The 25,881-nt window shown below is 60.9% G+C and carries 23 protein-coding genes; 16 read left to right on the top strand and 7 right to left on the bottom strand.

The features are described 5' to 3' along the window. The first annotated feature begins 78 nt into the window (after positions 1 to 78). Complete coding sequence (locus tag FE702_RS13085; protein ID WP_147126744.1) at positions 79 to 1,746, top strand: DUF6504 family protein; 1,668 nt, start codon at positions 79 to 81, stop codon at positions 1,744 to 1,746. An 83-nt stretch (positions 1,747 to 1,829) separates the two neighbouring features. On the opposite strand, the gene FE702_RS13080 is transcribed toward FE702_RS13085, so the two are convergent. Next, complete coding sequence (locus FE702_RS13080; RefSeq protein ID WP_147126743.1) at positions 1,830 to 3,158, bottom strand: amidase; 1,329 nt, start codon at positions 3,156 to 3,158, stop codon at positions 1,830 to 1,832. An 83-nt stretch (positions 3,159 to 3,241) separates the two neighbouring features. Here FE702_RS13080 and FE702_RS13075 point away from each other — a divergent pair, with 83 nt between their 5' ends. From FE702_RS13075 to FE702_RS13030, 10 genes are all read left to right on the top strand, one after another. Beyond that, complete coding sequence (locus tag FE702_RS13075) at positions 3,242 to 4,471, top strand: UbiH/UbiF/VisC/COQ6 family ubiquinone biosynthesis hydroxylase (RefSeq protein WP_147126742.1); 1,230 nt, start codon at positions 3,242 to 3,244, stop codon at positions 4,469 to 4,471. 171 nt (positions 4,472 to 4,642) lie between these two features. Then, positions 4,643 to 5,371 (top strand): GntR family transcriptional regulator, encoded by a 729-nt coding sequence (locus FE702_RS13070; protein WP_255449682.1) that lies wholly within the window; start codon positions 4,643 to 4,645, stop codon positions 5,369 to 5,371. Further along, positions 5,361 to 6,263, top strand: coding sequence for a dihydrodipicolinate synthase family protein (locus tag FE702_RS13065; RefSeq protein WP_147126741.1), 903 nt, complete (start codon positions 5,361 to 5,363; stop codon positions 6,261 to 6,263). The genes FE702_RS13070 and FE702_RS13065 overlap by 11 nt, the downstream gene beginning before the upstream one ends. A 3-nt stretch (positions 6,264 to 6,266) precedes the next feature. Further along, positions 6,267 to 7,757, top strand: a complete 1,491-nt coding sequence (locus tag FE702_RS13060; RefSeq protein WP_147126740.1) for an aldehyde dehydrogenase — start codon at positions 6,267 to 6,269, stop codon at positions 7,755 to 7,757. 120 nt (positions 7,758 to 7,877) lie between these two features. After that, the gene (locus FE702_RS13055) at positions 7,878 to 9,428 is read left to right on the top strand and encodes a trimethylamine methyltransferase family protein (protein WP_147126739.1); all 1,551 of its coding nucleotides are present in this window, start codon (positions 7,878 to 7,880) and stop codon (positions 9,426 to 9,428) included. 41 nt (positions 9,429 to 9,469) lie between these two features. Continuing rightward, positions 9,470 to 10,195, top strand: coding sequence for an SDR family NAD(P)-dependent oxidoreductase (locus tag FE702_RS13050; protein WP_430303234.1), 726 nt, complete (start codon positions 9,470 to 9,472; stop codon positions 10,193 to 10,195). After that, the gene (locus tag FE702_RS13045) at positions 10,192 to 10,920 is read left to right on the top strand and encodes an SDR family NAD(P)-dependent oxidoreductase (RefSeq protein WP_147126737.1); all 729 of its coding nucleotides are present in this window, start codon (positions 10,192 to 10,194) and stop codon (positions 10,918 to 10,920) included. Before FE702_RS13050 ends, FE702_RS13045 begins: the two co-directional genes overlap by 4 nt. Then, on the top strand, positions 10,917 to 12,248 hold the full coding sequence (locus FE702_RS13040; protein WP_147126736.1) for an NAD(P)/FAD-dependent oxidoreductase: 1,332 nt from the start codon (positions 10,917 to 10,919) through the stop codon (positions 12,246 to 12,248). Before FE702_RS13045 ends, FE702_RS13040 begins: the two co-directional genes overlap by 4 nt. Positions 12,249 to 12,441: 193 nt before the next feature. Continuing rightward, entirely contained in the window at positions 12,442 to 13,737 is a 1,296-nt protein-coding gene (locus tag FE702_RS13035; RefSeq protein WP_147126735.1) for a malonyl-CoA decarboxylase domain-containing protein, read from the top strand. After that, positions 13,737 to 15,227: a malonate--CoA ligase gene (locus tag FE702_RS13030; protein ID WP_147126734.1), complete on the top strand. Its 1,491-nt coding sequence runs from the start codon at positions 13,737 to 13,739 to the stop codon at positions 15,225 to 15,227. The genes FE702_RS13035 and FE702_RS13030 overlap by 1 nt, the downstream gene beginning before the upstream one ends. An 88-nt stretch (positions 15,228 to 15,315) precedes the next feature. On the opposite strand, the gene FE702_RS13025 is transcribed toward FE702_RS13030, so the two are convergent. The 6 genes from FE702_RS13025 to pedF form a co-directional block, all read right to left on the bottom strand. Continuing rightward, positions 15,316 to 16,107, bottom strand: a complete 792-nt coding sequence (locus tag FE702_RS13025; RefSeq protein ID WP_147126842.1) for an FAD binding domain-containing protein — start codon at positions 16,105 to 16,107, stop codon at positions 15,316 to 15,318. A gap of 100 nt (positions 16,108 to 16,207) precedes the next feature. Beyond that, on the bottom strand, positions 16,208 to 18,571 hold the full coding sequence (locus tag FE702_RS13020; protein WP_147126733.1) for a xanthine dehydrogenase family protein molybdopterin-binding subunit: 2,364 nt from the start codon (positions 18,569 to 18,571) through the stop codon (positions 16,208 to 16,210). Between the two features lie 89 nt (positions 18,572 to 18,660). Further along, positions 18,661 to 19,146 carry a (2Fe-2S)-binding protein gene (locus FE702_RS13015; RefSeq protein ID WP_147126732.1) on the bottom strand — a complete coding sequence of 162 codons (486 nt, stop codon included), beginning with the start codon at positions 19,144 to 19,146 and terminating at the stop codon, positions 18,661 to 18,663. Positions 19,147 to 19,186: 40 nt separating this feature from the next. Next, the gene (locus FE702_RS13010) at positions 19,187 to 19,723 is read right to left on the bottom strand and encodes an SRPBCC family protein (protein ID WP_147126731.1); all 537 of its coding nucleotides are present in this window, start codon (positions 19,721 to 19,723) and stop codon (positions 19,187 to 19,189) included. A gap of 6 nt (positions 19,724 to 19,729) precedes the next feature. Further along, positions 19,730 to 20,626, bottom strand: a complete 897-nt coding sequence (locus FE702_RS13005) for a substrate-binding periplasmic protein (protein ID WP_147126730.1) — start codon at positions 20,624 to 20,626, stop codon at positions 19,730 to 19,732. Continuing rightward, the gene (pedF, locus tag FE702_RS13000) at positions 20,626 to 21,324 is read right to left on the bottom strand and encodes a cytochrome c-550 PedF (protein ID WP_147126729.1); all 699 of its coding nucleotides are present in this window, start codon (positions 21,322 to 21,324) and stop codon (positions 20,626 to 20,628) included. Before pedF ends, FE702_RS13005 begins: the two co-directional genes overlap by 1 nt. 213 nt (positions 21,325 to 21,537) lie before the next feature. Here pedF and FE702_RS12995 point away from each other — a divergent pair, with 213 nt between their 5' ends. The 5 genes from FE702_RS12995 (at position 21,538) to FE702_RS12975 (ending at position 25,812) form a co-directional block, all read left to right on the top strand. Then, positions 21,538 to 22,695, top strand: a complete 1,158-nt coding sequence (locus FE702_RS12995; protein ID WP_147126728.1) for an ABC transporter substrate-binding protein — start codon at positions 21,538 to 21,540, stop codon at positions 22,693 to 22,695. 24 nt (positions 22,696 to 22,719) lie between these two features. After that, a complete protein-coding gene (locus tag FE702_RS12990; protein WP_147126727.1) occupies positions 22,720 to 23,709 on the top strand; it encodes a YVTN family beta-propeller repeat protein in 990 nt (329 codons plus the stop codon). A gap of 88 nt (positions 23,710 to 23,797) precedes the next feature. Further along, positions 23,798 to 24,256, top strand: a complete 459-nt coding sequence (locus FE702_RS12985) for a hypothetical protein (RefSeq protein WP_147126726.1) — start codon at positions 23,798 to 23,800, stop codon at positions 24,254 to 24,256. 66 nt (positions 24,257 to 24,322) lie between these two features. Then, the gene (locus FE702_RS12980; protein WP_430303235.1) at positions 24,323 to 25,027 is read left to right on the top strand and encodes an ABC transporter ATP-binding protein; all 705 of its coding nucleotides are present in this window, start codon (positions 24,323 to 24,325) and stop codon (positions 25,025 to 25,027) included. Next, positions 25,024 to 25,812 carry an ABC transporter permease gene (locus tag FE702_RS12975; protein WP_147126725.1) on the top strand — a complete coding sequence of 263 codons (789 nt, stop codon included), beginning with the start codon at positions 25,024 to 25,026 and terminating at the stop codon, positions 25,810 to 25,812. Before FE702_RS12980 ends, FE702_RS12975 begins: the two co-directional genes overlap by 4 nt. Positions 25,813 to 25,881 lie beyond the last annotated feature (69 nt).

Below are 25,881 nucleotides of genomic sequence, written 5' to 3'. Positions count from 1 at the left end.
GACCAATCAGGATCGACAGCGCAAGCAGAATCGAAATAAGAACATAGTGTGAACATTTCTGCTGCCACAGGAATGACGATGGCTGACCTATTTCAAAACAACCGCCGCATTCTGTCGGTCTGGTTCCCTCGCATGGGGGCTGAACGCCTGCTCCGCAAGGCGCGCGGAACCGTGAGCGGCCCGTTGGCCGTTGTGGCCGATCACGCCAACATGCAGGTGCTCTGTTCCCTCAGTGCCGAGGCCGAGGCCGCAGGTGTGCGCCTAGGCCAACCTTTGCGCGATGCTTTGGCCATGTGCCCGCATCTTGAAACCCACACACAGGTCGCCCCGGCAGAAGCGGTGTTTCTGGGCCACCTGCGCCGCTGGGCGGGCAAATATTCTCCATGGGCGTCCGAGACAGACCCCGATGCGCTTGCGCTTGATATCACCGGCTGCGCCCATCTCTTTGGCGGTGAGGAAGGAATGCTGGAAGCTATCGAAAATGACTGCGCACGGTTTGGCCTGACGGTGCGGTTGGGGCTGGCCGATACGCTGGGCGCAGCATGGGCGCTGTCGCATTATTGCGGCGAAAACCCCACAGCAACCCGGTCTGGCGACGCAATTGACCAAGAGGCTTATGCCACCCGTGCGCGCGCCGTGAAGCGGCGCAACTGGGAGCGGGGTGGTGCTGCGCCCAAGGTGTCGACCATGACCCGCCGCCAAACCCGCATCGCGCCCCCCGGCCAGACTCGGCAGGCCATCGGGATGCTGCCGCTGTCGGCGCTGCGCATCGACGACAAGACAGTGACCGAGTTGAACCGCGTTGGCCTGCGCCGGATCGAGGATGTTCTGAACCAGCCCCGCGCGCCCGTACAGCGACGGTTCGGCACCCAGCTTGGTTTGCGGCTTGATCAGATTGTCGGCACCGTCGGAGAACCGATCAGCCCAGCGCGCCCACCGCTGAATTTCTCATGTCGGATGACGCTGCCCGACCCCATCGGGCTTGAGGATGATGTGATGGCCGCCATCGACCGGATGCTGCCCACCCTGTCGCGCCGGTTGTCCGAGGCCTCGCGCGGGGCGCGCGCGCTCAGGCTTGAGGCCTATCGCACGGACAGCACCATGCAGGTGATCGACGTCGGATTGGCGCGCCCCGCCGCCTCCCCCGACCGGATGCGCCCGCTTTTGGCGATGAAGATGGACGCGCTTGATGCTGGATTCGGCATCGACATGCTGCGCCTTGTCGTGACGGTACATGAGCATGTGAAACCGGAACAGCACCGCCGCCTGCCCTCTGATCGTGTGCCAGAGGAACGCTCTGAGATGGATGACCTGATCGGTCGCATCGGCGCACGTGTTGGGCTGGAGGCGATCACCCGCCTGCATCCGGCCTCGTCCCATATTCCGGAAAAGACCTCTCAGGTGGTGATGGCCGCCTTTGCGCCTCCGAATTTCGACTGGCAGGTGATCGAACAGCCACGGCCCCTGATCATGTTTGACCCGGAACTGGTGACCCCACCCGAAGGACTGGAACAGGTGCCAAGGGTGCCAGACAGCTTCCGCTGGCGTGGACGTCGGTTCGAGGTCGCCGCTGCAGAGGGACCAGAGCGCATTGCGCCCGAATGGTGGCTGGACGAACGGGCATGGCGCACAGGCACCCGCGATTACTGGCGCGTGATGACAACGTCCGGAGCGCGGCTGTGGCTTTACTTCGCCCATGGCGGGGCGATGACAGGTGGATGGTTTTGTCAGGGGCAGTTTGGGTGAATATGAGGGGGTAACACCAAAGACCCGTCCCGCCCGGCGGTGCCGCCGGGCGGGATCAACGATTAATGTGGCCGCTGAAACCCTTACTGCAACGCCATTTCCGCCGCCGCCCCGATCCGCAACAGCCGCTCTTCACAGCCCGGCGCGGTGACAAACATCGCCCCGCAACTCGGGACGCCCGTCGGCACGGTCAGCGAAGCAGCGCCCATCAGGTTCCCCAGCCGTGTATTCCGCAGGGCCAGCAGGTTCGCTGACACGTAATAGCTGTCCCCGCGCATCAGCTTTTCGATGTTTGGCGGCAGGATTGGCGACGACGGGATCAGGACCGCATCATATCCGGCCACTTCCTCCCAGAACGTCGCACGACACGCCTCAAGCGTGTTCCACGCAGCAACGAAGTCGGGTCCACTGACGTTGGCACCACCCCGGAACCGGGCCAAGATTTCATGAAACATCTTCTCAGGGTTAGCTTCGATCACGTCCTTCCACTGACCATAGGCCTCGGCAGGGAACAGCGCAGGCATCAAGGCAAAGACGTCGTTCAGCATCGGCATGGTGCGTCGATCAATCACTGCGCCTGCGGCCTCAAACCTTGCAACGGAATCGTCAAACGCCTGCCCCGGAACCGGCTCAACAGCGTCAAGCGCGATCGTCTCGATCACCAGAAACCGCATCCCAGAGAGTGACGCCCCGCTCAAATCAGGCGCTGATCCGCCCTCAAGCGCGGCGAGCATCAGCGCAGCGTCCTCGACCGTCCGCGTCAGGGGACCCACAGTATCAAACCGTTTGCAAAGCGGCACCACGCCCTCAAGCGACAAACGCCCGGATGTCGTCTTGAGCCCAACCAGATCGTTCCATGCCGCCGGAATGCGCACCGACCCGCCAGTATCCGACCCAACTGCCGCAGCCGCCAACCCAAATGCGACCGACGCCGCCGCACCCGAAGACGAGCCGCCAGAAATGGCTTCATGATCATTTACACAGGGTGAAGAGGCTGTGATTGGGTTCAGGCCCAAGCCCGAGAACGCCAGTTCGGACATATGTGTTTTGCCGAGACAGACGGTTCCAGCGCGGGTCGCGGCACGCAGCACCCGCGCATCGCGATCCGGTACACGTCCTTCAAGCAGGGCAGATCCGGCCTCGGTCGCCACACCCGCCGTATCAAACAAATCCTTCCAACTGATCGGCACACCATCCAGCGGCCCCACGCGCATGCCCGATTTCGCCCGATCATGCGCCGCAGCCGCCTCTGACAAGGCGCGCTCGCGCGTGGTCCGTGCATAGATCCTCGGGCCAAACTCATGGGCTTCGATGGCATCAAGATAGGCCTCGGCCAAGGCCACGGGGTCAAGGTCACGCTTCCCGATGGCACGCCCCTGTTCTGCTGCGGATTTTGTCAGCCAGTCTTTCATAACATGTTCCCGAATAGCCCCGTGACGATACGCGCGACCGCCTTGCGTGGACAAGCCATAGCCAGCGCCCATATGTCAGCACCATGCGATTTGATGCAGATATCCTGATTGTAGGCGGCGGGCTCGTTGGCTCAACGCTTGGCCTGACACTCGCCCGGTCCGGGTTTGAGGTAACAATGATCGACGCTCTTCCCAAGGCCACGCGCCGGAAAAAGGGTTTTGACGGGCGCAGCTACGCAATGGCACTGGCGACGTCTCGCCTCTATCGCGCCATCGGTCTGTGGGACGCGCTTGCGCCAGACGCGCAACCGATCAACGAAATCAAAGTCAGCGATGGTCGTCCCGGCCAGCCACCCTCTCCGTTCTTTCTACATTTCGACCATGCCGAAATCGGGCCTGACCCGATGGGGTTTATGGTCGAAGACCGCCATGCCCGTGTCGCGCTGCTCGAAGCCGAATCCGATGCAAAGACACTGACGCATCTGCCAAAAGAGACCGTTGTGTCCCAAACCGTCGTGCCCGGCGGTGTCGAGGTGACACTCGCGTCCGGCAAAACCCTGTCTGCACCCCTGCTGATCGGGTGCGATGGACGGCGCAGCGGCGTGGCGGAACGCGCCGGCATCAAACGGATCGGCTGGGACTATGGCCAGACATCCCTTGTTTGCGCCATTGCGCATGAGGAACCGCATCACGGCATCGCGCACCAACTGTTTCTGCCCGCCGGACCATTGGCCATCCTGCCACTGACCCAAAACCGCGTTGGCGTCGTCTGGACCGAGGACTCCAACCGCGCAGCCGAAGTTCAGGCGATGGATGATGCGGGCTATCTGGACGTCCTGCGCCCCCGCTTTGGTGATTTTCTCGGAGAGATTTCACTGGCTGGCGATCGGTTCACCTATCCACTCAATCTGACCATCGCGGAACGCTTCATCGACGATCGTGTCGCGCTCGTGGGGGATGCGGCGCACGGCATCCATCCTATTGCGGGCCAGGGTCTGAATGCTGGCATCCGCGATGTCGGTGCTTTGGCCGAAGTTTTGGTTGAGGCACGCGGACGCGGCGAAGATATCGGGACCGCCCCGGTGCTGCGCCGCTACCAGCAATGGAGACGGTTCGACACCGCCACGCTCGCCTTGGCAACCGACACGTTCAACAGGCTCTTTTCCAACGACAACACCGCCCTTCGCACGGTCCGCGATCTTGGCATGGGTGCGGTCAACGCGATGCCGGGGCTGCGCAAGACCTTCATGCGCGAGGCGTCAGGCCAAAGCGGCGACCTGCCCAAGCTTATGCAAGGCGTCCCGCTGATCTGAACCACGACTCAGTCCCGGGCTTGATCCGGGACCTCTACCTCAGTTTACGTCCCGGGTTCGACCCGGGACCTCAAAGCACCACGCGCTCACCCGGCTCATCGAGGCCCCGGGTGATGCCTGGGGCGTGTTGTGGAATTTTGATTGCCGTACGCACGACTCGGTGTATACAAAATGTATACAAACGACCGAGCCGCCATGCCGACCCACACCAAAGACACGTGCCTCGATGATCTGAAACGCCGCATCCTCGCGCTCGACCTCGCGCCGGGGGCGGCGCTGGATGAGGCCGGACTGACCCAGACCTATGGCATGTCACGCACCCCCATGCGTGAGGTGCTGCAGCGTCTCGCAGGGGCAGGCTTCATCACGCTCGAAGACAACCGGGGCGCAAAGGTGGCCTCGATGGACGTCACTACGATGCGCACGTTCTTTCAGACGGCACCGATGATGTACGCCAATATCGGGCGCATGGCGGCCGAAAACCGCACCGAAGCGCAACTCGACACACTGAAAGACACCCAGCGCGACTTCGTCCGTGCCACCCAAGGCCGCGACGTGGACGCCGCCAGCCTTGCCAATCACCGGTTTCACCAGATCATCGGCGAAATGGCACAGAACGCCTATCTTATGGCCGCGCTGGACCGTCTCTTGATCGATCACACGCGCCTGTCCCAGACCTTCTATCGTGCCGCCAGCGCAGAAGAGAGCCTGCTGATCACAAAGGCTGCCGATCAGCATGAAGCGATGATCACCGCGATCGAAGCACAGGAAACCGCCCTGATTGTCGATCTCACCCTGCAACACTGGGATTTGTCCCGCGACCGGGTCGAGCGGTTTGTCCGCCCCGACCCGCTGCCCGTCGACGTCATCCCTTTCAAGGACCGCCGCAATGCAGTTTGAAGGCATCTACACGCCGCTCGTGACCCCCTATAACGACGACTTTTCGCTCAATGAAGAAGCTCTGGAGCAAACCGTGGATCATCTGATCACGGCGGGTGTCCATGGGATCATCGTCGCCGGGACCACGGGCGAATACTACGCGCAGACCCATGACGAGCGCCTCGACATGATGCACCGGGTCAAAGACCTGATCGCTGGTCGCGTGCCGATGATCGTCGGAACAGGCGCGATCCGAACCGAAGACGCCATCGCCTATGCCGAGGCCGCGAAAGACATCGGAGCAGATGCGATCCTTGTGGCAACGCCACCCTACGCATACCCAACGGGCCGCGAAATCGCGCTGCACGCGCTTGCCATCGACCGCGCTGCCAACCTGCCTGCGATGCTCTACAACTATCCGGGCCGCATGAGCGTTAACATGGACGAGGAAACCCTAGACCGGCTGGGCCGCTCGCCAAATTTCTGCGCCATCAAGGAAAGCTCGGGCGACGTAAACCGCCTACACATGCTGGCCCGTGATTACCCACATATCGCTTTGTCCTGCGGGATGGATGATCAGGCTTTGGAGTTCTTTGCATGGGGCGCCCGCAGCTGGGTCTGCGCAGGCTCCAACTTTGCGCCCGAAGCGCATATCGCTCTCTATCGCGCATGCGCCGTTGAAGGTGATTTCACCAAGGGCCGCGCGATCATGTCGGCGATGCTGCCGCTGATGCGCGTACTCGAACAGGGCGGCAAGTTCATCCAATGCATCAAATACGGCCTAACGCTGCGTGGCATTGATGCTGGGCCACCGCGCAAACCACTTCAGCCACTGAACAAAGACGACAAACGCGAATTGGCCGAAGTCATCCGCACAATGGATCGCGCGATTGCTGCGATTGAGGGAGCCTGAGTTATGTCCGACCTTCTGACCCACGCTGAGTACAAGGCCATCGCTGCCGATCTCAATCCGCCCGCAGCCGCCTTCATCGACGGCAAGTTCCGCAAAGGTTCGGGCGCGCCATTGCCAACCACGAACCCGGCGACAGGCGACGTGATCACCACCATCGCGACCTGCGATGCGTCTGATGTCGATTTTGCCGTTCAAAAAGCGCGCGAAGCCTTTGATCAGGGCCACTGGTCCCGCCTGCACCCGTCCGAGCGGAAAGACACCCTGATCCGCCTTTGCAAACTGTTGACCCGCAATCGTCGCGAGCTTGCCGTCATGGAGAGCCTCGACAGCGGCAAGACAATCCGCGACTGCGAAACGATCGACGTTCCCGAGACCATCCATTGCATCAAATGGCACGCCGAACTGATCGACAAAGTCTATGATCAGGTGGGCCCCTCCGGCGACGACGCGATCAGCATGATCATCCGCGAACCCATAGGAGTGGTCGCAGCCGTCCTCCCATGGAACTTCCCGCTCTTGATGCTCGCGTGGAAAATCGGGCCAGCTCTGGCCGCCGGGAACTCCGTCATCGTGAAACCCGCCGAAGATACCAGCCTCACCGCGCTGCGTGTGGCGGAGCTTGCTTATGAAGCGGGTATCCCTTCCGGCGTACTGCAAGTCCTGCCCGGCGACGGGCCAAGCGTCGGCGAACCCCTTGGCATGCATCCCGACGTGGATATGGTCAGCTTCACCGGCTCGACCGAGACCGGCAAACGCTTCCTGCGCTATTCTGCCGACAGCAACATGAAGCGTGTGGTCCTCGAATGCGGCGGCAAGAACCCCGCCGTGGTCATGTCCGACGCCGAAAACCTCGACCATGTGGCCGAACACGTCGTCAACGCCGCCTTCTGGAACATGGGCGAAAACTGCTCTGCCACCTCGCGTCTGATCGTGCACAAGGATGTCAAAGAGCCCTTGATGGAGCGGATTCTGGCACGGGTCAGAGACTGGAAAACCGGCGACCCTCTAGACCCCGCCAACCATCTCGGTGCGCTCGTAAATGGGCGTCATTGCGAGAAAGTCGCCAGTTACCTCGGCGACGATGCCCTTATCGGCGGCACACAGGACGGCCCCTACGTCTTGCCCACGATCTACGAAGTGAACCCAGACGACAAACGCGCGCGCGAAGAAATCTTCGGCCCGATCCTGAGCGTCCTGACCGTCGCCACAGATGACGAAGCAATCGCCGTTGCGAACGACACCGCGTATGGCCTTGCTGCATCAGTCTTCACCGCCAACACACGCAAAGCCATCCGCGCCGCGCGCGAGATCAAGGCAGGCACGGTCACCGTCAACTGCTACGGCGAAGGCGACAGCGCCACGCCGTTTGGTGGCTACAAACAATCGGGCTTTGGCGGACGCGACAACGGTATCCACGCGCACGACCAATTCACCGAGATCAAGACGATCTGGATTGACCTGACCGATCCAAAGGATGGCGACAATGTGGGGTGATTGGGAAACTCACCTCCCGGGCTTGACTTGGGACCTCGACCCGCAGGACGCGACCTTTGACATCGAGGCCCCGGATCAAGTCCGGGGCGTAACACACATCTTCGCCAAGCGAGGCGCGATATGAATGTAGAAGCCACCGGCACAACCCGTCGCGGACGCGGCGCGCGTAAAGCGGCCCGCCAGACCCGCGACATCACGATGCTGCCCGCCCTCAAACGCCGTCTCCCCCTGACCGAACCGATGGATCAGGAACAGATCGAACGCATCGACGCCGCATCCATGCATATCCTCGAAAACGTCGGCGTCCAGTTCCGCGACCCTATCGCGCTTGAGGACTGGAAACGCGCAGGCGCGAAGGTCGTGGACGAAATGGTCTATCTCGACCGGCATCTGGTGAAAGAGCTGATCTCAACGATCCCGTCATCCTTCACCTACCACGCACGAAACCCGGCCAATAACCTGCCCTTCGGCCACGACCACTCGATCTTTGTGCCGATGACCGGCGCGCCATACCTGCGCGACCTAGAAGACAAGCGCCGCAACCCGACGCTGGATGACCTCGCGAATTTCCACAAGCTGTCGCACATGCTGCCCGCGATCCATTCAAGCGCGCATCACATCGTCGAACCCTACGATCACCCGATCAGCCACCGCCACCTGCGGATCACCTATTCGTCGATGAAGCATTCGGACAAGACGTTCATGGGGATGACGACCAGCCCAAAGAACGCCGAAGACGTCATGGAGATGTGCGCCATCCTGTTTGGCGACGACTTCATCGATACGCACCCGGTCGTGACCGGAAACTGCAACGGCAATAGCCCGCTCGTCTGGGACGAAACTATGCTTGGTGCGATGCGCGCCTTTGCAAAGCGCAACCAACCCGTGCTGTGCAGTCCCTTCGTCCTTGGCGGGGCAAATACGCCTGCCTCCACCGCCGCGACCGTGGCCCAGTTGAACGCCGAGGCTCTCAGTGCACTGGCCTACACACAAGTCGTCCGCAAAGGCGCGCCTGCGATCTACGGGCATTACCTGTCGACTGTATCCATGAAATCCGGCGCGCCGATGGCGGGTACGCCAGAGATCAGCCTGATGAACTTCATGATCGGCCAGATGGCGCGCCACTACGACATCCCGTGGCGCACCTCGAACACTTTGGGCGGGGCCAAGACGTTTGACGCGCAAGCGGGCTATGAAAGCGCCATGACGCTGAACGCCGTGTTGATGGCCGGCGCGAATTACATCTGGCATTCCGCAGGCTGGAATGAGGCCGGAATGCACTGTTCCATGGCCAAATTCGTCGTCGATGCCGAGATGTGCGCCATGGGCTACCGTATGGCCGAAGGGATCGACTGGTCTGACTTTGACGAAGCTATCGCTGCCGTGAGCGATGTCGGCCCCGGGGGGCATTACCTCGGCCATCCCCACACGCTGGAGAAATTCCAGAAAGCATTCTTCATGCCAGAGATGTTCGACAACAACAGCATCGAACAGTGGCAGGCTGAGGGGTCGGTCGAGATCAACGAACGGGCGCTGACCCGTGCTCGAGACCTGCTGAACGAGTATCAGGAGCCGATGCTCGATCCGGCAAAGAATGAGGAACTTCTGGACTACATCGCCCGGCGCGAGCGCGAGATCCCAGCCGCAGAAGCGCTCAATCAGGATTACTAAGATGGGTCGCATCGACAGGCCCGCAATAGTGGCACAGCATCGTGCGTTTTGAGGGCAAACGCGCGCTTGTCACCGGTGCTGCTGGTGGCATTGGTAGAGCTATCGTCGCGGGCCTCTTGGCCGAAGGCGCCCATGTCGCCGTCACGGACAGGGATACGTCGGCACTGACGGGTGTCACCCACCTGCCCGGTGACCTGCTGGATCCGACGTTCTGCGATGCTCTGCCTGCCCGTGCCGCCGATGCCCTCGGTGGCTTGGACATCCTCTGCAACAATGCGGGCGTGATTACGCGTGGCCCCATCACAGATACCACTGACGCTGACTACGCCTTGACCATGGGCGTGAATGTCGAGGCACCATTTCGCCTGTGTCGTGCGGCGATCCCACTGATGGGCCAAGGCAGCGCCATCGTTAATACGTCATCCTGCTGGGGTCTGCGTCCGGGACCGGACCACCCGCTCTATGTGATGTCCAAAGCAGCCATCGCATCGTTGACCCAATGCCTAGGTCGAGACCACGCTCACCAAGGCATCCGCGTCAACGCCGTCTGTCCAAACGAAGTCAACACACCTATGATCCGAACCGGTTTCGAAATCCGTGGCCTTGATGCGGACAAAGCTGTCGAAGAACTCAATGCCTCGGTTCCAATTGGCCGTATCGCCGAACCAGAGGACATCGCGGATGTGATCCTGTTCCTCGCCTCGGACGCCGCCCGTTACATGACAGGCGCCTTGGTCGAGGTGAACGGTGGGAAACCGGTGATATGAATTTTACCGGAAAAACAGCCTTGGTCACGGGCGCGTCCTCCGGCATGGGGGCAGCGACAGCACGCCTTTTGGCGGAACGTGGCGCACGGGTTTTTACCGCTCAACGCGGTTCGGCGGGATATGAGGACATCACTGCGGATTTCAGCGACGAAACCGCTCCAAAACGCGTGATCAATGCGGTTGTCCATGCTGCTGGACAGTTGGACATTTTGATCAACAATGCCGGGATCATGCGCGAAGGCACAGTGATCGAAAGCAGCGTCGAGGATTGGCATGCGCAGATTACGGTGAACCTGACCGCGCCATTCCTGCTGACAAAATATGCCATGCCCCACCTGATCGCCGCGCGGGGCGCAATCGTGAACATCGGATCCGTCGAAGGTTTGGGCAACAATCCCCGCCACCCCGCATACGGCGCATCCAAGGCGGGTCTACACGGGCTGACGCGCGCCGTTGCTGTCGACCACGGCCCCGACGGGGTCCGCTGCAATGCAGTGGCACCCGGTTGGATAGACACTCCGCTAAACGAGGATTTCATCGAAGGCATGCCGGACCCGGTCTCCTTCCGGGCCGAAATCGGAAACATCCATCCCATGCGCCGCACAGGCACGCCGGAGGATGTCGCCAACCTGATCGTCTGGCTCGCCTCAGAAGAGGCCGCTTGGATCACCGGCCAAGTCTGGACCATCGACGGTGGCCGCATGACACAGTTGAGCCTGCCATGAGGGTCAAACAACTTCCCAAGGACCCCGGCCCACCGGCATGGGCACAACTATTACACGATGCGCCTCCCGCGCAGCCGTTGGAAGCCACGACCACCACGGATTGGCTCATCATCGGCGCAGGCTTTGCCGGCCTCTCCGCCGCGCGCCGCCTGTCACAGATCTGTCCAACCGACCAGATCACGATCCTTGACGCCACGCGCGTCGGGCATGGACCAGCAGGGCGCAACTCGGGTTTCATGATCGACCTGCCCCACGACCTCGCCTCAGAGGATTACGGCGGTGCGCTCGACGCCGACATCGCCCAAACCGCCGACAATCGCCGCGCCATCGACTTTGCCGCCGACATGGCACAGGCGTTTGGCTTGCCTGAAGAAGCCTTCATCCGCTCCGGCAAGATCAACGGCGCAGCCAGCACCAAGGGCCATGCACACAACGTCAGCTATGCCAAACACCTGAGCCAGATGAACGAGCCGCATGAGATGCTCGATGCCGCTCAGATGCGGGCGATCACCGGTACGGATTATTACCAAGGCGGGCTCTTCACGCCTGGCACGGCGATGATCCAACCTGCGATGTACATCATGGGATGCGCCAACGGGCTGCGCTCGAACCGGATCACGATTCACGAAAACTCACCCGTCACAAGCCTCAGCCGCGATGGTGACTGGACCGCAACCACTCCAAAGGGCCGCATCTCCGCTCCCAAGGTGATCCTTGCCGTCAACGGCCACCTCAATAGCTTTGGCCACGACACTGGCCGCCTGATGCACGTCCACACCTATGCCTCCATGACCCGTGCGCTGACGGAAGACGAATGCGCGCGGTTGGGCGGCGACCCGATCTGGGGCCTCACCCCCGCAGACCCGCTGGGCACCACAGTTCGCCGCATATCCGGCACAGGCGGCGACCGGATCATCATCCGCAACCGTTTTACCTTTGACCCGTCTCTCGAGGCAGATCCCAAACGCGATGCCCGCATTGCCGCCGACCACGATGCAGCTTTCGCAGCACGCTTCCCGATGCTGAAAGGCGTCAACATGGAATTCCGCTGGGGCGGCAGGCTTTGCCTCAGCCGCAACAACGTGCAGGTAATCCGCGAACTCGACGACGGGCTCTTTAGTGCCTGCTGCCAGAACGGCCTTGGCACGGTCAAAGGAACACTCGCCGGGATGCTGGCTGCCGAACTCGCCACCGGCGCGACATCGGATGCTCTGGCCCGTGCGCTCTCTGCTCCGGCTCCACGTCGCTTGCCTCCTGCACCGATCGCGAAACTGGGCGCTGATATCCGGCTGCGTTGGGGCGAATGGCGGGCCGGGCGCGAGTTTTAGGCGTAAGATCGGCCCCGCAGCAGAGATCATCCGTTCCATAGCGCCGTGTTTCGGAACGACCGGATGCAACGCCCACAGGCTAACGCTGCGTCACGCCGCCTCTCACTCGTGTCCAAACACTCTTGCCCAAAACCTCCTTCCGACCCCACGCTGACCTTAGCGGAATCGCCCGCACCAGATGTCGGAGGCCCAAATGGCAGAGCGCAGCTTCCTTGGTGACATGCTCACCACCTTGTTCGAGCGTCGTCAGGCCGATCAGGCCGCAAGTGATGAACGGTCACTGCCGGACCTGTGCCGCGCGCTTCTGGACGCCGAGGGCGAGGTTTCGGGCATTCGACTCGCTCAGACGATCCTTGATCGCTACGGCACATTGGATGACGCAGGCCGCCGGGATTTCTTTACCTTTCTGAACGACGATCTCGAAATCAACGTGAACGCCCTTGGTGCAGCCGCAGCGCGTTACGCCGAAACCAATGACCTGAAGGATTATCAGGCCATGGTCGCGCAGACCGAAACCCGCCGTTGGGAACTGTTCCGCCGCCTGAACATGCCCATGGGCGCGACCCGCGCGCTGGTAGAAATGCGGCGTCATCTGTTGGTGGCACTCAAGGACCAGCCGGACCTCAAACGCACGGATATCGACTTCCGTCACCTGCTACGGAGTTGGTTCAACCGTGGCTTTCTTGTCCTGCGCCAGATCAGCTGGGAGACCCCCGCCAGCATTCTTGAAAAGATCGTCGAATACGAAGCTGTCCACGCCATCGAAAGCTGGGATGACCTGCGCCGCCGCCTGTACCCGCAGGACCGCCGCTGTTTCGCGTATTTCCACCCGGCCATGCCAGAAGAGCCGCTGATATTTGTCGAGGTCGCGCTGACGCAAGCGGTGCCGGATTCGATCCAAGGCGTGCTGGCCGAAGATCGCGCCCCCGTGGAGGCGCGTGAAACAACGACCGCTGTCTTCTACTCGATCTCAAATTGTCAGCAGGGCCTGACCGGAATCAGCTTTGGCAACTTCCTGATCAAACAGGTGGTCGAAGAGTTGAAGGCCGAGCTGCCGGGCCTGACAACCTTCGTCACGCTCTCCCCCATTCCTCGACTGAACGCATGGCTGCGCACCCAGCCCGAGGATGACACCACAGCGCGCGTTCTGGCCAATGTCGCAACCGAGGACGAGGTGCGCGATACTGCCGCCGCCTATTTGAGGCATGCCAAAACATCAAAGGGCTTGCCGTTTGACCCGGTCGCCCGCTTTCATCTTGGCAACGGAGCCCAAATCTATGCGGTTCATGGCAACGGGGACACGTCACCCAATGGCATCCAGCAATCGAGCGGCGCGATGGTCAATTACCACTATGACTTGACCAAGATCGAGGCGAACCACGAACGGTTCCAGCAATCCGGTGAAGTCGCGCTTGACGACGCGTTTCAACAGTCGCAATCCCCTGCCAAGACCCGGATCATTCCGGGACGGCAGAGGATCGCGAGCTAGTGCCAAACCACCTGTACGACCATCTCTTCGCCCCACATGCGGGCAGTAGCAAAACACTTTTCACACGCGCGGGTCAGCCGGACCTGAGCTATGACGACGCGCTAAGAATGGCCGCGCAACTGGCGCATGTGCTGGTCTCACACGGCGTTCAGGCAGGTGACCGCGTGGTGGTGCAAGCCCCCAAAACAGTCGAGATGGTCGCGCTCTATATCGCGACAGTCCAGACCGGGGCCGTATTCCTGCCTTTGAACACAGCCTATACCCGCGATGAGGTTGCCTATTTTGTCGGCGACGCCGCGCCCCGCCTTTTGGTCTGCGATCCAAATCGGGCGGAAGAACTCACAACCATTGCAGGTGATGCCACACTGCTGACGCTGGCCGCAGACGGCTCTGGCTCGCTGACGGCAGACCTCGCCGCGCAACCAACCCGCTTTGACACGGTGGACCGTGGCCCGGGCAATCTCGCAGGCTTGCTCTACACCTCCGGTACCACAGGGCGCTCCAAGGGCGCGATGATGAGCCATGACAACCTGCTCTCGAATGCCCGCTCGCTGGTCGATCTCTGGCAGATCACAGCAGACGACCGCTTGATCCATGCCCTGCCGATCTTTCACACGCACGGCCTCTTTGTTGCGCTGAACACAACGCTCATGGTGGGCGCGCAGGTTTACTTCATGCCGGGCTTTGACCTCGACGCTATGCTGTCCGAACTGCCGCGCTCGACCCTCATGATGGGCGTGCCAACCTTCTACACCCGCCTTCTTTCAGACGAGCGTCTCACAGCCGATCTCTGCGCGAACATGCGCCTGTTCATCTCCGGCAGCGCGCCGCTTCTTGCTGAAACGCACGAGGCCTTCACGGCGCGCACAGGCCACCGCATCCTCGAACGCTACGGAATGACGGAAACCAACATGATCACGTCAAACCCGTACACCGGCGACCGCCGCGCGGGCACCGTGGGCCTGCCCCTGCCGGGGGTCGAGGTGCTGGTCTGCGACGACACCGGCACACTCGTCCCGCAGGGCGAGATCGGCATGGTCGAAGTGCGTGGTCCCAACGTCTTTCAGGGCTACTGGCAAATGCCCGAGAAGACCGCCGCCGAGAAACGCGCCAACGGGTTCTTCATGACCGGCGATCTGGGGCAGATGTCAGAGGACGGCTATCTGACGATCGTCGGACGCGCCAAGGATCTGATCATCACCGGCGGGTACAACGTCTATCCAAAGGAAATAGAAGACATCCTGAACGACATTCCCGGCGTGCTTGAAAGCGCGGTTTTCGGCATCCCCGACCCCGACTTCGGAGAGACGATCCTCGCCGCCATCGTGCCTGACGCAGCATCTAACCTGACCGACGACACCCTTGCTACTCAGGTCGCGTCCAAACTCGCCCGCTTCAAACATCCCCGCCGCTACATCCGCATGGACGCCCTGCCGCGCAACACCATGGGCAAAGTCCAGAAAAACGTTCTCCGCGACCAGCACGCATAAAAAAACTCCGCTGGCTTTTGGGACCAGCGGAGCATTCGCGCACGTCAAGGGGGGAGAATGCCCGCGTGCGGTGTGTCGGGTGTCGCTGTTAGGAAGCGGCAGCGACAGCGCGGCCTGTCATGACCTTTACCAGATGCGCGCGATAGGCGGCAGTGGCGTGCAGGTCGGTGATCATACCGTCCGACGATACCGATAGATCAGAAAGCGCCGACGCTGAGAAGTTGGACGAAAGTGCCGCCTCAGCTTCGGACCAGCGATAAACCCCGTCCTCGGACGCGCCGGTCACGGCAACACGGACCCCGTCGCTGTATTTTGCGACAAAGATTCCAACCATCGCAAAGCGCGACGCAGGCTGCACGAACTTCTGATAGTTCGCCGCTTCTGGCACCGGGAATGACACACTGGTGATGATTTCACCTTCTTCCAGTGCCGTTGTGAACATGCCTTGGAAATAGTCATCCGCTGCGATGTCACGCTTGTTCGTGGTGATCGTCGCGCCCGATCCCAACGCTGCCGCCGGATAGCAGGCCGCGGGGTCATTGTTTGCCAGCGAACCGCCAATCGTGCCGCGGTTGCGCACCTGCGGGTCCCCGATATGCGATGCCAAAGCCGCCAGAGCCGGATAAAGCGCCGCCGCATCGGCTGCGACGGTCGCATGGGTCGTTGCCCCGCCTACCACAACCGCGCCGTTGTCGCCCTGACAAACGCCTTTCAGCTCATCAATCCCGGTCAAACTGACCAGAGTCTCAGGCTGCGCCAGACGTTGCTTCATTGTCGGCAACAACGTCTGTCCGCCACCCAGTGCCTGCGCATCTTCCGATGCCAATGCGGCAACTGCATCTGCGACCGTCGAAGGTTTCGAGAATTCGAAGTTATACATGTTGTCTTCCTCCCTCGGCTCATACGGGCCTCCACCCATCTTCTTGCCGAAAAAACTTTGGGGGTCCGGGGGCAAAGCCCCCGGTCCTGATCACAGTCGATTAGCCGTTCATCGCCGCCCAGACGCGACCTGGCGTCAAAGGCATGTCGATATGAGCCACGTCATGGCCGCCGCGCTGAAGCGCGTCGATCACGGCATTGACCAGCGCAGGTGGCGATCCGATCGCACCAGCCTCACCACAGCCTTTCACACCCAGCGGGTTGTGCGTGCAGGGTGTGACCGACGAATGATCGACCGTAAAGTTCGGCAGGTCATCCGCACGCGGCATCGCGTAATCCATGTAGGATGCACTGATCAGCTGGCCGTTTTCGTCATAGGCACAGTTTTCCAACAGAGCCTGACCGATACCCTGGGCCAGACCACCATGAACCTGACCTTCCACGATCATCGGGTTGACCACGTTGCCAAAGTCATCAGCAGCGGTGAAGCCAAGGACGGTGACTTTGCCGGTCTCAGGATCAACCTCGACCTCACAGCCATAGGCACCCGATGGATAAGTAAAGTTCGCCGGATCATAGAACGCCGTTTCTTCAAGACCGGGTTCGATTTCTTCCAGCGGATAGTTGTGCGGCACATAGGCGGCCAGCGTCACGTCACCCCAGGCGACCGATTTGTCAGTGCCTGCAACCGTGAACTGACCATCTTTCAACTCGATGTCGCCCTCTGCGGCTTCCATCAGGTGTGCAGCCACTTTTTTGGCTTTGTTGATGATCTTCTCGGTCGCGCGGACCAAGGCCGATCCACCCACAGCCAGCGAGCGGGAGCCATAGGTACCCATGCCCATCGGCGTGTTGGCGGTGTCGCCATGCACGATCTCGACCATGCTTTCGTCGATGCCGATCATCTCGGCCACGACTTGCGCAAACGAGGTTTCGTGACCCTGACCGTGGCTGTGCGAACCGGTCATGACGACCAGACCACCGGTCGCGTTCACACGCACCGTGGCTGATTCATACAGACCCGCACGCGCACCCAATTGGCCCACAAGAGCAGACGGCGCGATGCCGCAAGCCTCGATGTAATGTGCGATGCCAAAGCCGCGCAGCTTGCCGTTGGCCTTGGACTGAGCCGCACGCGCCTCGAATCCTGCGTGGTCCGACTTGGCCAGCAAAGCATCCATCGTCGCGTGGTAGTCGCCGGTGTCATATTCCACCGCCACAGGCGTCGCATAGGGGAACTCGGTGATGAAGTTCTTGCGGCGGATTTCAACCGGATCCATCCCCATTTCACGCGCGGCCTTGTCGATCACTCGCTCAAGCTGGAACGTCGCCTCTGGGCGACCTGCACCACGATACGCGTCAACCGGCGTCGTGTTCGTAAAGACAGCCTTCACGTTCACATGGATCAGCGGCGTGGTGTAGTTGCCCGCCATCAGCGTGCCGTGCAGCCATGTCGGGATCGACGGTGCAAAGGTCGACAGGTACGCACCCATGTTTGCGTGGGTGTCGGTCCGGACAGCAAGGAATTTACCTTCCTTATCCATCGCCAGTTCGATCTTGGTCACGTGGTCACGGCCATGCGCATCAGACACGAACGCTTCCGAGCGGCTGGATGTCCATTTCACCGGACGGCCCAGCGCCTTGGCGGCAAAGGTCACGATGGCTTCTTCGGCGTAGTGGTAAATCTTGGCGCCAAAGCCGCCGCCCACATCCGGGGCCACAACGCGCAGCTTGTGCTCTGGGATGCCCAGAACGAAGGCACCCATCAACAGGCGGATCACATGCGGGTTTTGCGACGTGGTGTAGAGCGTCGACTCGTCACTGTGCCGGGCATAGTCGCCGACGGCCACACGTGGCTCCATCGGGTTGGCCACCAGACGGTTGTTCTTCAGTTCAAGCGTGGTGACATGATGCGCCGTGTCGAACGCATTTTGCACGGCATCCAGATCTTCTGACCCAAAGCCCCAATCGTAGCAGAGGTTGTTGGTCAGATCGTCGTGAACCTTGGTCGCGCCATCGGCCAGGGCGTCTTTCATGTCGATCACCGCTGGCAGTTCGGTGATGTCGATGTTCAATGCATCCGCTGCATCACGCGCGAGCTCAGCGGTTTCGGCCACGATCACACAGATCGGGTCACCGACGTGACGGACTTTGCCTTCCGCCAAGATCGGGTGCTTGGGTTCCTGCATGGGCTGGCCGTGACGGTCGGTCACCTGCCAACCGCACGGAATGCCACCGACGCCTTCGAAATCGGCGGCTGTGAACACCTTAACCACGCCATCAATCGCCTCGGCGGCGCTGACGTCGATGCTGTTGATCGTGCCATGCGCCATGTCCGAGCGCACGATATGCGCATAGGCCTGACCGTTCAGGTTGATGTCGTCTGTGTAATTGCCGGTCCCTGTCAGAAACCGGATGTCTTCGCGGCGCTTATTGCTCGCGCCAATACCACTATCCTTTGGCATTTATTCCTCCCTAGGCGTGGTGCGTGCAAAGCACACACCCTACGATTGGTGGGTCGAGTGCGTGGTCTCACGCACCGTCTTGTCGTTCTTTATTCAGCGGCAACCGGCATCACGTCCTGCCCGGACGCGGCCATGATCGCTTTGACGATGTTATGGTAACCCGTGCAGCGGCAGATATTGCCTTCCAGGTAGGCGCGAACCTCGGCCTCGGTCGGCTTCGGGTTCTCCTTCAAGAGCGCTGCCGCCGTCATCACCATACCGGGTGTGCAGAAACCGCACTGCAGGCCGTGATAATCCTGGAACGCTTGCTGAACCACAGATAGCGACCCGTCCGCGTTGGACATGCCTTCGATCGTCGTGACCTCGGCACCATCCGCTTCGGCAGCAAGCATAGTGCAGCTTTTCACGTTCACACCGTTGACGTGGACGTTGCAGGCACCGCATTGGCTGGTGTCACAGCCGATATGCGTCCCTGTAAGGCCTTGATCATCGCGCAGGAACGCGGACAACAACGTGCGTCCCTCAACCTCGCCGGAAACGGCCTTACCGTTCACCGTCATTGAAATTTTTGCCATCAGATCCTCCCTGAATCTTTCTATGTGCCTTGTTGGTATGTCAGGCTTTTCCGGTGATCCGGCCCAGCCATGATTTCTTCTTGGTTTCGTCAGCGCCCGCCGCGTCTCCGTCAGCAAGCTCCATGTCCGCCTCCGAAGGCTCTTCGACGGCCTCCTGAAAGCGTTCAAAGAATTGGTCCGCCATCTTCTTGGCGAACCCGTCAATGATGCGGCTACCAAGTTGCGCCAGCTTTCCGCCAACCCGGGCATCCACTTCGTAATCAAGTTGTGTGCCGCCATCGACCGCCGTCAAGGTCACGTCAGCACCGCCCTTGGCAAAACCTGCCGCGCCGCCTTTGCCTTCGCCAACCAGCTTGACGCTATTTGGTGCGTTCATGTCTTCCAGCGTGACGGCACCTTTGAAGGTGGCTTTCACCGGGCCGACCTTTTGCACAACGGTCGCCTCGAACCCGTCATCGGGGTTGCCGGACATCTCGGTACAGCCGGGCACGCAGGCCTTCAGCACTTCTGCATCCAGAATGCCTGCCCAAACGACCTCTTGCGGCGCGTTGATTACCCGTGATCCGGTCAGTTTCATCGTCTTCTACCTTTCAGGCGCACGGAACGTGACGCCGTATTTCTCGTGAATGGCCGCAATGCGCCCATCCTCCAATGCGTACCGCACGGCATCGTCCACTGCGTAGGACAACGGGCGGTAGCGGAAATTCACTCCAACGCCGAGCGTCCAGTTCGAAACGGCGAACCCGGCCAGCGGAGGTTCGTGCACTCCGATGCTATCCGTCAACCCGTGATCTAACTGACCACGTGGCCCCATGGCCGCCATGACATCCCCGGCAGCCAAGGCCGCCATCGCTTCTTCCATGGTGGTGTAGCGTTTGATGTTGCTGGCCATCTGCCCACCTGCAAAGGACGACAGATAGAAATCGGCGATGCTGTCATTCTCGACCGCGACGGTATCAAACCGGAAATAGGCCGGAACGGGCTTCTCCTCCGGGTAGCTCGCCTTGTCATAAGCAATCGCGATCGCCTCGGCGGAATACTGGCCAGTGAACACGACCTGCTCGACCCGACACGCAAAGCTGGGGTCCCAAGGCACCCGCATCATCACATTGGCAATCCGCCCCCCGATCAGCGCACCTTTCCAGATGTTGAACCGCAGATCGGCCTCAAGCGTCTCGCCCGCCGCCACAAAGTTGAACCGCGCGTCAACGCCAAGGTCTTCCGCGATGATCCGCGCGACCTCGATGTCGATGCCCATCGGCTCGCCACCTTCTTTCCACGAATAGGGCGGGTAGTCTTCGTAGACGGCGAAAAGCATGTGACCCTGATCCATGATCTGGTCCAGCTCTTGCCCGACAATGTCACGCGACGCGTTCTGGGGTTTGGGCTGCGGGACATAATCGGCGCAGGGGTCCGAGCTGGACCAAACCGGTCCAGCCATCCCAAATGCCAGCAATGCCGCCGCCAGCGTTCTCAGCATTATTGCGCCGCCGACAGCCCAACCGTCAGCGTTTCAGCTGCGGTTCTGAAGGCCGCCGGATCCACCGTCAGAATACGCTCCGCCCGGAAGGCAACCGAGTCAGCAACCGGTGCCCCTGACAGGGTTTCAATCTTGGCCGAGATCGTGCCCAATTCGGCAATCACGCCGTCCACATCAGCGCCACTCGCATCATCGGCCCACATGGCAAGCTTATCGCGAATGGCGACCAAATCGTCATTCACGTCCTCCATAGCGACATCGTCGGGACGTGTTTCGATATAGGTGCGGATTGCCCAGCCAGCCTTTTCGCCCAGCAACTCGCCAAAACCCGGCATGCGCGTGATGCCCGACTGGGTATAGCCGTGGATAAAGCGCTCCATATACCATTCGTCGCCATATTCCTCGGCCTCAAGGAACCGCAGGTCAGGGGCCAGACCACCAGACACCGCTTCCAACCCGTGACAGCGTGCGCAGTTCTGGTTGTAGCCCGACGCCCCAATCTCAAGCGCAGCCAACCAGACGTCTTCGCCAACGGCGTCGGCACGGTAGGGATTTTCGATCAGGCCATCTTCGACATCAGGCAGCGCAGCGGTATCCACCGGCTGCGGCGCAACATCGCCGTGTCCGGTTGCGTGCGTGGCCGCCAGTGTGGTCAGGCCAATTACTGCGGCTCCCGCCGCCCATGTGCGCAGGGTCATCTCCGACTCCTCCCAATGTCATCGTTCCCCAATGATTACGCAGGCGCACCTGCATTCAGGTATTGGACCTTGGTGGGGTCCCTTTGATTTTTGCACCAAGAAGCACCCGACCTTAGTCGCTCTTTGGCAACCACCCTAGGCCGCCTCCGACCAAGGTCTTGGTTCCTTAACACGCTTGACTCCTCTTCCCTGAGGCCAAGGGAGGACGTGCCAATGCGCACTGCAATGTTGGCGCTGCTGACAGCCGGTTGGGCTGTGGCAGCGGACGCTCAGGATGTGACGATCGGGTGGCTGAAGGTCGAACGCGACCTGCCGCCGACACTATCGAACCTCGACCCGATCCCCGAGGATTTGGGGCTTGCCGGGGTCATGACTGCCATCGACGACAATGCTACCACTGGCCGCTTCATGGGTCAGACCTGGGAGCTGTCCGAGCACAATGTCTGGCTGGGCGATGACGCGGCCGAGGCGGCGCGAGCAGCGCTGGCCGAAAGCCCCTATCTGGTGATCGACGCCCCTGCAGATGTTCTTTTGACAATCGCTGATATGCCAGAGGCAGCGAATGCGCTGCTCTTTAACTCTGGTGCCGGCGACGCCGTGCTGCGTGACGCAGACTGCCGCGCCAACATGCTGCACACGCTGCCCTCGACGTCCATGCGCACAGACGCACTGGCCCAGTTCTTTACCACCAAACGTTGGGATGATCTGGTAATGATCGCGGGTGGTCATCCCGAAGATCAGGCTTATGCCGCCGCGATGGAAGGCTCGCTGACCAAGTTCGGGATGAAGCTGTCTGACCGCAAGGAATGGCGCTTTGACGCCGACATGCGCCGCAACGCCGCCCAAGAGGTCCCGCTCTTTACCCAGGATTTCGGCGACTATGACGCCCTGATCGTCGCCGATGAGTTCAACGATTTCGGCCGCTACATCCTCTATAACACGTGGGAGGCCCGCCCCGTCGTCGGTTCCGAAGGCCTCAGCGCCCAGACATGGGGCCCCGCCGTCGAGCAATGGGGCGCCGCGCAACTGCAATCCCGATTTGAGGACGCTCATGAGCGCGAGATGGCTCCCAAAGACTACGCCGCATGGGCCGCCGTGCGCGTCTTGGGCGAGGCCGTCACACGCACACAGTCCAACGACGTCGCAACCCTGCGCGATTACATCCTCGGTCCTGACTTCGAACTCGCCGGATTCAAAGGCCGTCCGCTGACCTTCCGCGATTGGAACGGACAGCTGCGCCAGCCGATCCCGCTGTTGCACCCCCGCGCGCTGGTCGCCAACGCCCCGCTCGAAGGGTTCCTTCACCAGACCACGGAACTCGACACGCTGGGCATCGATCGCCCGGAATCCAACTGCACCGCCTTTAACTGACCCCTGCTTCAAAGGAGCCAGACCATGTCCCTTCTATGTTTCAAAAATACTCATATCGCGGCGCTGGCCGCGTGTGCCGTGCTCGGCTCACCGGTCGCTGCCGATGAAATCTGGGTATCCAACGAAAAGGACGACACCGTCAGCGTGATCGACATTGAAACACTCGAAGTCGTGCGCACCATCGATGTAGGCGAACGCCCCCGGGGCATCACCTTCGCCAAGGATTACTCGGTCCTATATGTCTGCGCTTCAGACAGCGACACGGTGCAGGTCATCGACCCAGACACCGGCGAGGTCCTGCATGAACTGCCGTCGGGCGAGGACCCCGAACAGTTCGTCCTGCACCCCGACAACCGCCACCTCTATATCGCCAATGAGGATGACGCGATTACGACTGTGGTGGACACAGAAACACGCAAGGTTGTGGCCCAAATCGACGTGGGGATTGAGCCCGAGGGCATGGCCGTTAGCCCCGATGGCAAGATCGCCATCACCACGTCTGAAACCACGAACATGGCGCACTGGATCGACACCACGACCCAGAAACTCTTTGCCAACACGCTTGTCGATTCGCGCCCGCGCCATGCCGAATTCCTGAAGGACGGCAAAGAGCTTTGGGTATCGGCAGAAATCGGCGGCACAATCAGCGTCTTTGACGTCGAAACCCAAGCCGAGATCGCCAAAATCGACTTTGAGGTCGACGGCGTTCACCCCGACCGCGTTCAGCCGGTAGGATTTGAACTCGCCGCCGGTGACACCCACGCCTTTGTCGCGCTTGGCCCCTCGAACCACGTCGCGGTCGTGAATGCCGAAACCTATGAGGTCGAGGATTACATCCTTGTTGGTCGCCGCGTCTGGCACATGGATTTCAATGCCGACAAGTCGCTGCTGTTCACGACGAACGGTGTCTCCGGCGACGTTACGGTGATCGACGTCGCCGCCCGCGAGGCGATCAAGTCGATCAAAGTTGGGCGCTTCCCTTGGGGAGCTGCCTACCGTCCGACAGATAGCTAACTGCACAAACATCTGGGGTTCATGAAGGCTAAGCCTCGCATGTGCGCCCGCAAATCTATTCAGAACAAAACGTAAAAGGACCGCACCTATGTTCCGTACCCTGACTGCTGTTGCCACCATGATGGCCCTCGCCGCGACGCCCCTGATGGCGGATGACGACGACGATGATGATGATGACGGCTTTGGCCTGGCTGGCATCCTTTCGGCCTCAAACAAAGAGGACCTGGAGCCGATCCAGTTGGGTGCCGGCATCCCGCTGACATCCGCGCCATGGGTGCTGAAGTCCGGCACCTATTATGAGTTCGAAATTCAGGGCGACGGCTCTCAGGAACTGGCGCTTGTCGGCCCAGAATTCTTCCGCGCGATCTGGATTGATGAAATCGTCGTTGAAGGCCTCGAAATCCGCCCGCTCGGCATCGACTCGGTCGAATTTGACGAAGCTGGCGAAATGGAAATTGGCTTCCTCGCGATCAAACCCGGCTCGTACTACCTGAAGATCCCCGGTTCGACCGGTGAAACGCAGCGCGTCGAGATCACGATTGAATAAGTGGACGACGCGGCGCCAGAGACAGCTTCGTCCTCCCAAATTGGACGCCGTGTCACCCCCTCTACTTTGGCCGTAGAGGGGGTTTCCTACGCTTACAGCAAGAAGGTCGCGCTGGATGACGTCTCCTTCTCAATCGCCTCAGGTTTCACGGCCCTTCTGGGCCCGAACGGCGCAGGCAAAAGCACACTCTTCGCGCTTCTCACCCATCTCTTCACGACCCCCACTGGCCGCATTGAGATTGCCGGGCACGACCTGTCACGCACGCCCCGGCAAGCCTTGGCCAAGCTGGGCATCGTGTTTCAGCAAAGCACGCTCGACCTCGACCTCACCGTCCAACAAAACCTGACCTATTTCGCGGCGCTCCATGGCATCGCAGGCCGCACCGCCCGCATCCGCATCGCAGAGGCACTGGAGCGCCTGAACATGGCCGACCGCGCCCGCGAAAAGGTCCGCGCCCTGAACGGTGGCCACCGCCGGCGGACAGAGATCGCCCGCGCATTGCTGCATGACCCGACTGTCCTGCTCTTGGATGAACCCTCCGTTGGGCTAGACGCCGCCGCACGCGAAGCGATCACGGCCCATGTCCATGATTTAGCCGCCGACGGCATGACCGTCCTCTGGGCCACGCACCTGACGGACGAAATCTACGACACCGATCAATGCCTGATCCTGCATCAAGGCAAGCTTATCGAATACGGGATTGTGCAGAACCTGACCAAAGGCACCCCACTCAAGGACCACTTCCTGACCCTTACAGGAGCCAAACAATGATCTGGCTCCCCGCCCTCCGCGCGATCATATGGCGCGAGGCCCTGCGCTTTGTCCATCAGCGCGAGCGCTTTATCGCAGCTCTTGTACGGCCCCTCGTCTGGCTCTTGGTCTTCGCCGCAGGCTTCCGCGCAGCGCTTGGCCTGTCGATCACGCCACCCTATCAGACCTACATCACGTATGAGACCTACATCGTCCCGGGCCTTTGCGGGATGATCATGCTTTTCAACGGGATGCAGTCGTCGCTCAGCCTCGTCTACGACCGCGAAATGGGGTCGATGAAGCTCTTATTGACCGCGCCGCTGCCGCGCTGGTGGCTCCTCTTTGCCAAGCTCATGGGATCGACCACCATCTCAATCCTGCAGGTCTACACCTTTCTCGCCATCGCCGCCGCCTTCGGCATCGACATGCCGCTGATGGGCTACGTGACTGCTCTGCCCGCGCTAATCCTTGCGGGATTGATGCTCGGCGCGCTCGGCCTCGCACTCTCCAGCTTTATCAAACAGTTAGAAAACTTCGCAGGCGTCATGAACTTCGTGATCTTCCCGATGTTCTTTCTGTCCTCCGCGCTTTATCCGCTGTGGAAGATGGCTGAAAGCTCACGCCTTTTGCACGACATCTGTGCCGCGAACCCGTTCACTCATGCCGTCGAACTCATCCGCTTCGCGCTCTATGCCGAATTCAACGGCCCGGCGCTCGGTTGGACGCTGCTTGCCACCACCGCCTTCATGGCGCTGGCGATCTGGGGCTATGATCCGGCGCGCGGCATGACGCGCAAACGCGCTTAGGTCAGTCACGCTGACCAGTCCTACGACCATAGCAACCGTGAAACGCGGGCGACTTTCGGATATACAGCC

The organism is Shimia ponticola (assembly GCF_007995215.1).
GTDB lineage: Bacteria > Pseudomonadota > Alphaproteobacteria > Rhodobacterales > Rhodobacteraceae > Shimia_B > Shimia_B ponticola.
This window is presented reverse-complemented; position numbering and strand designations above follow the sequence as displayed.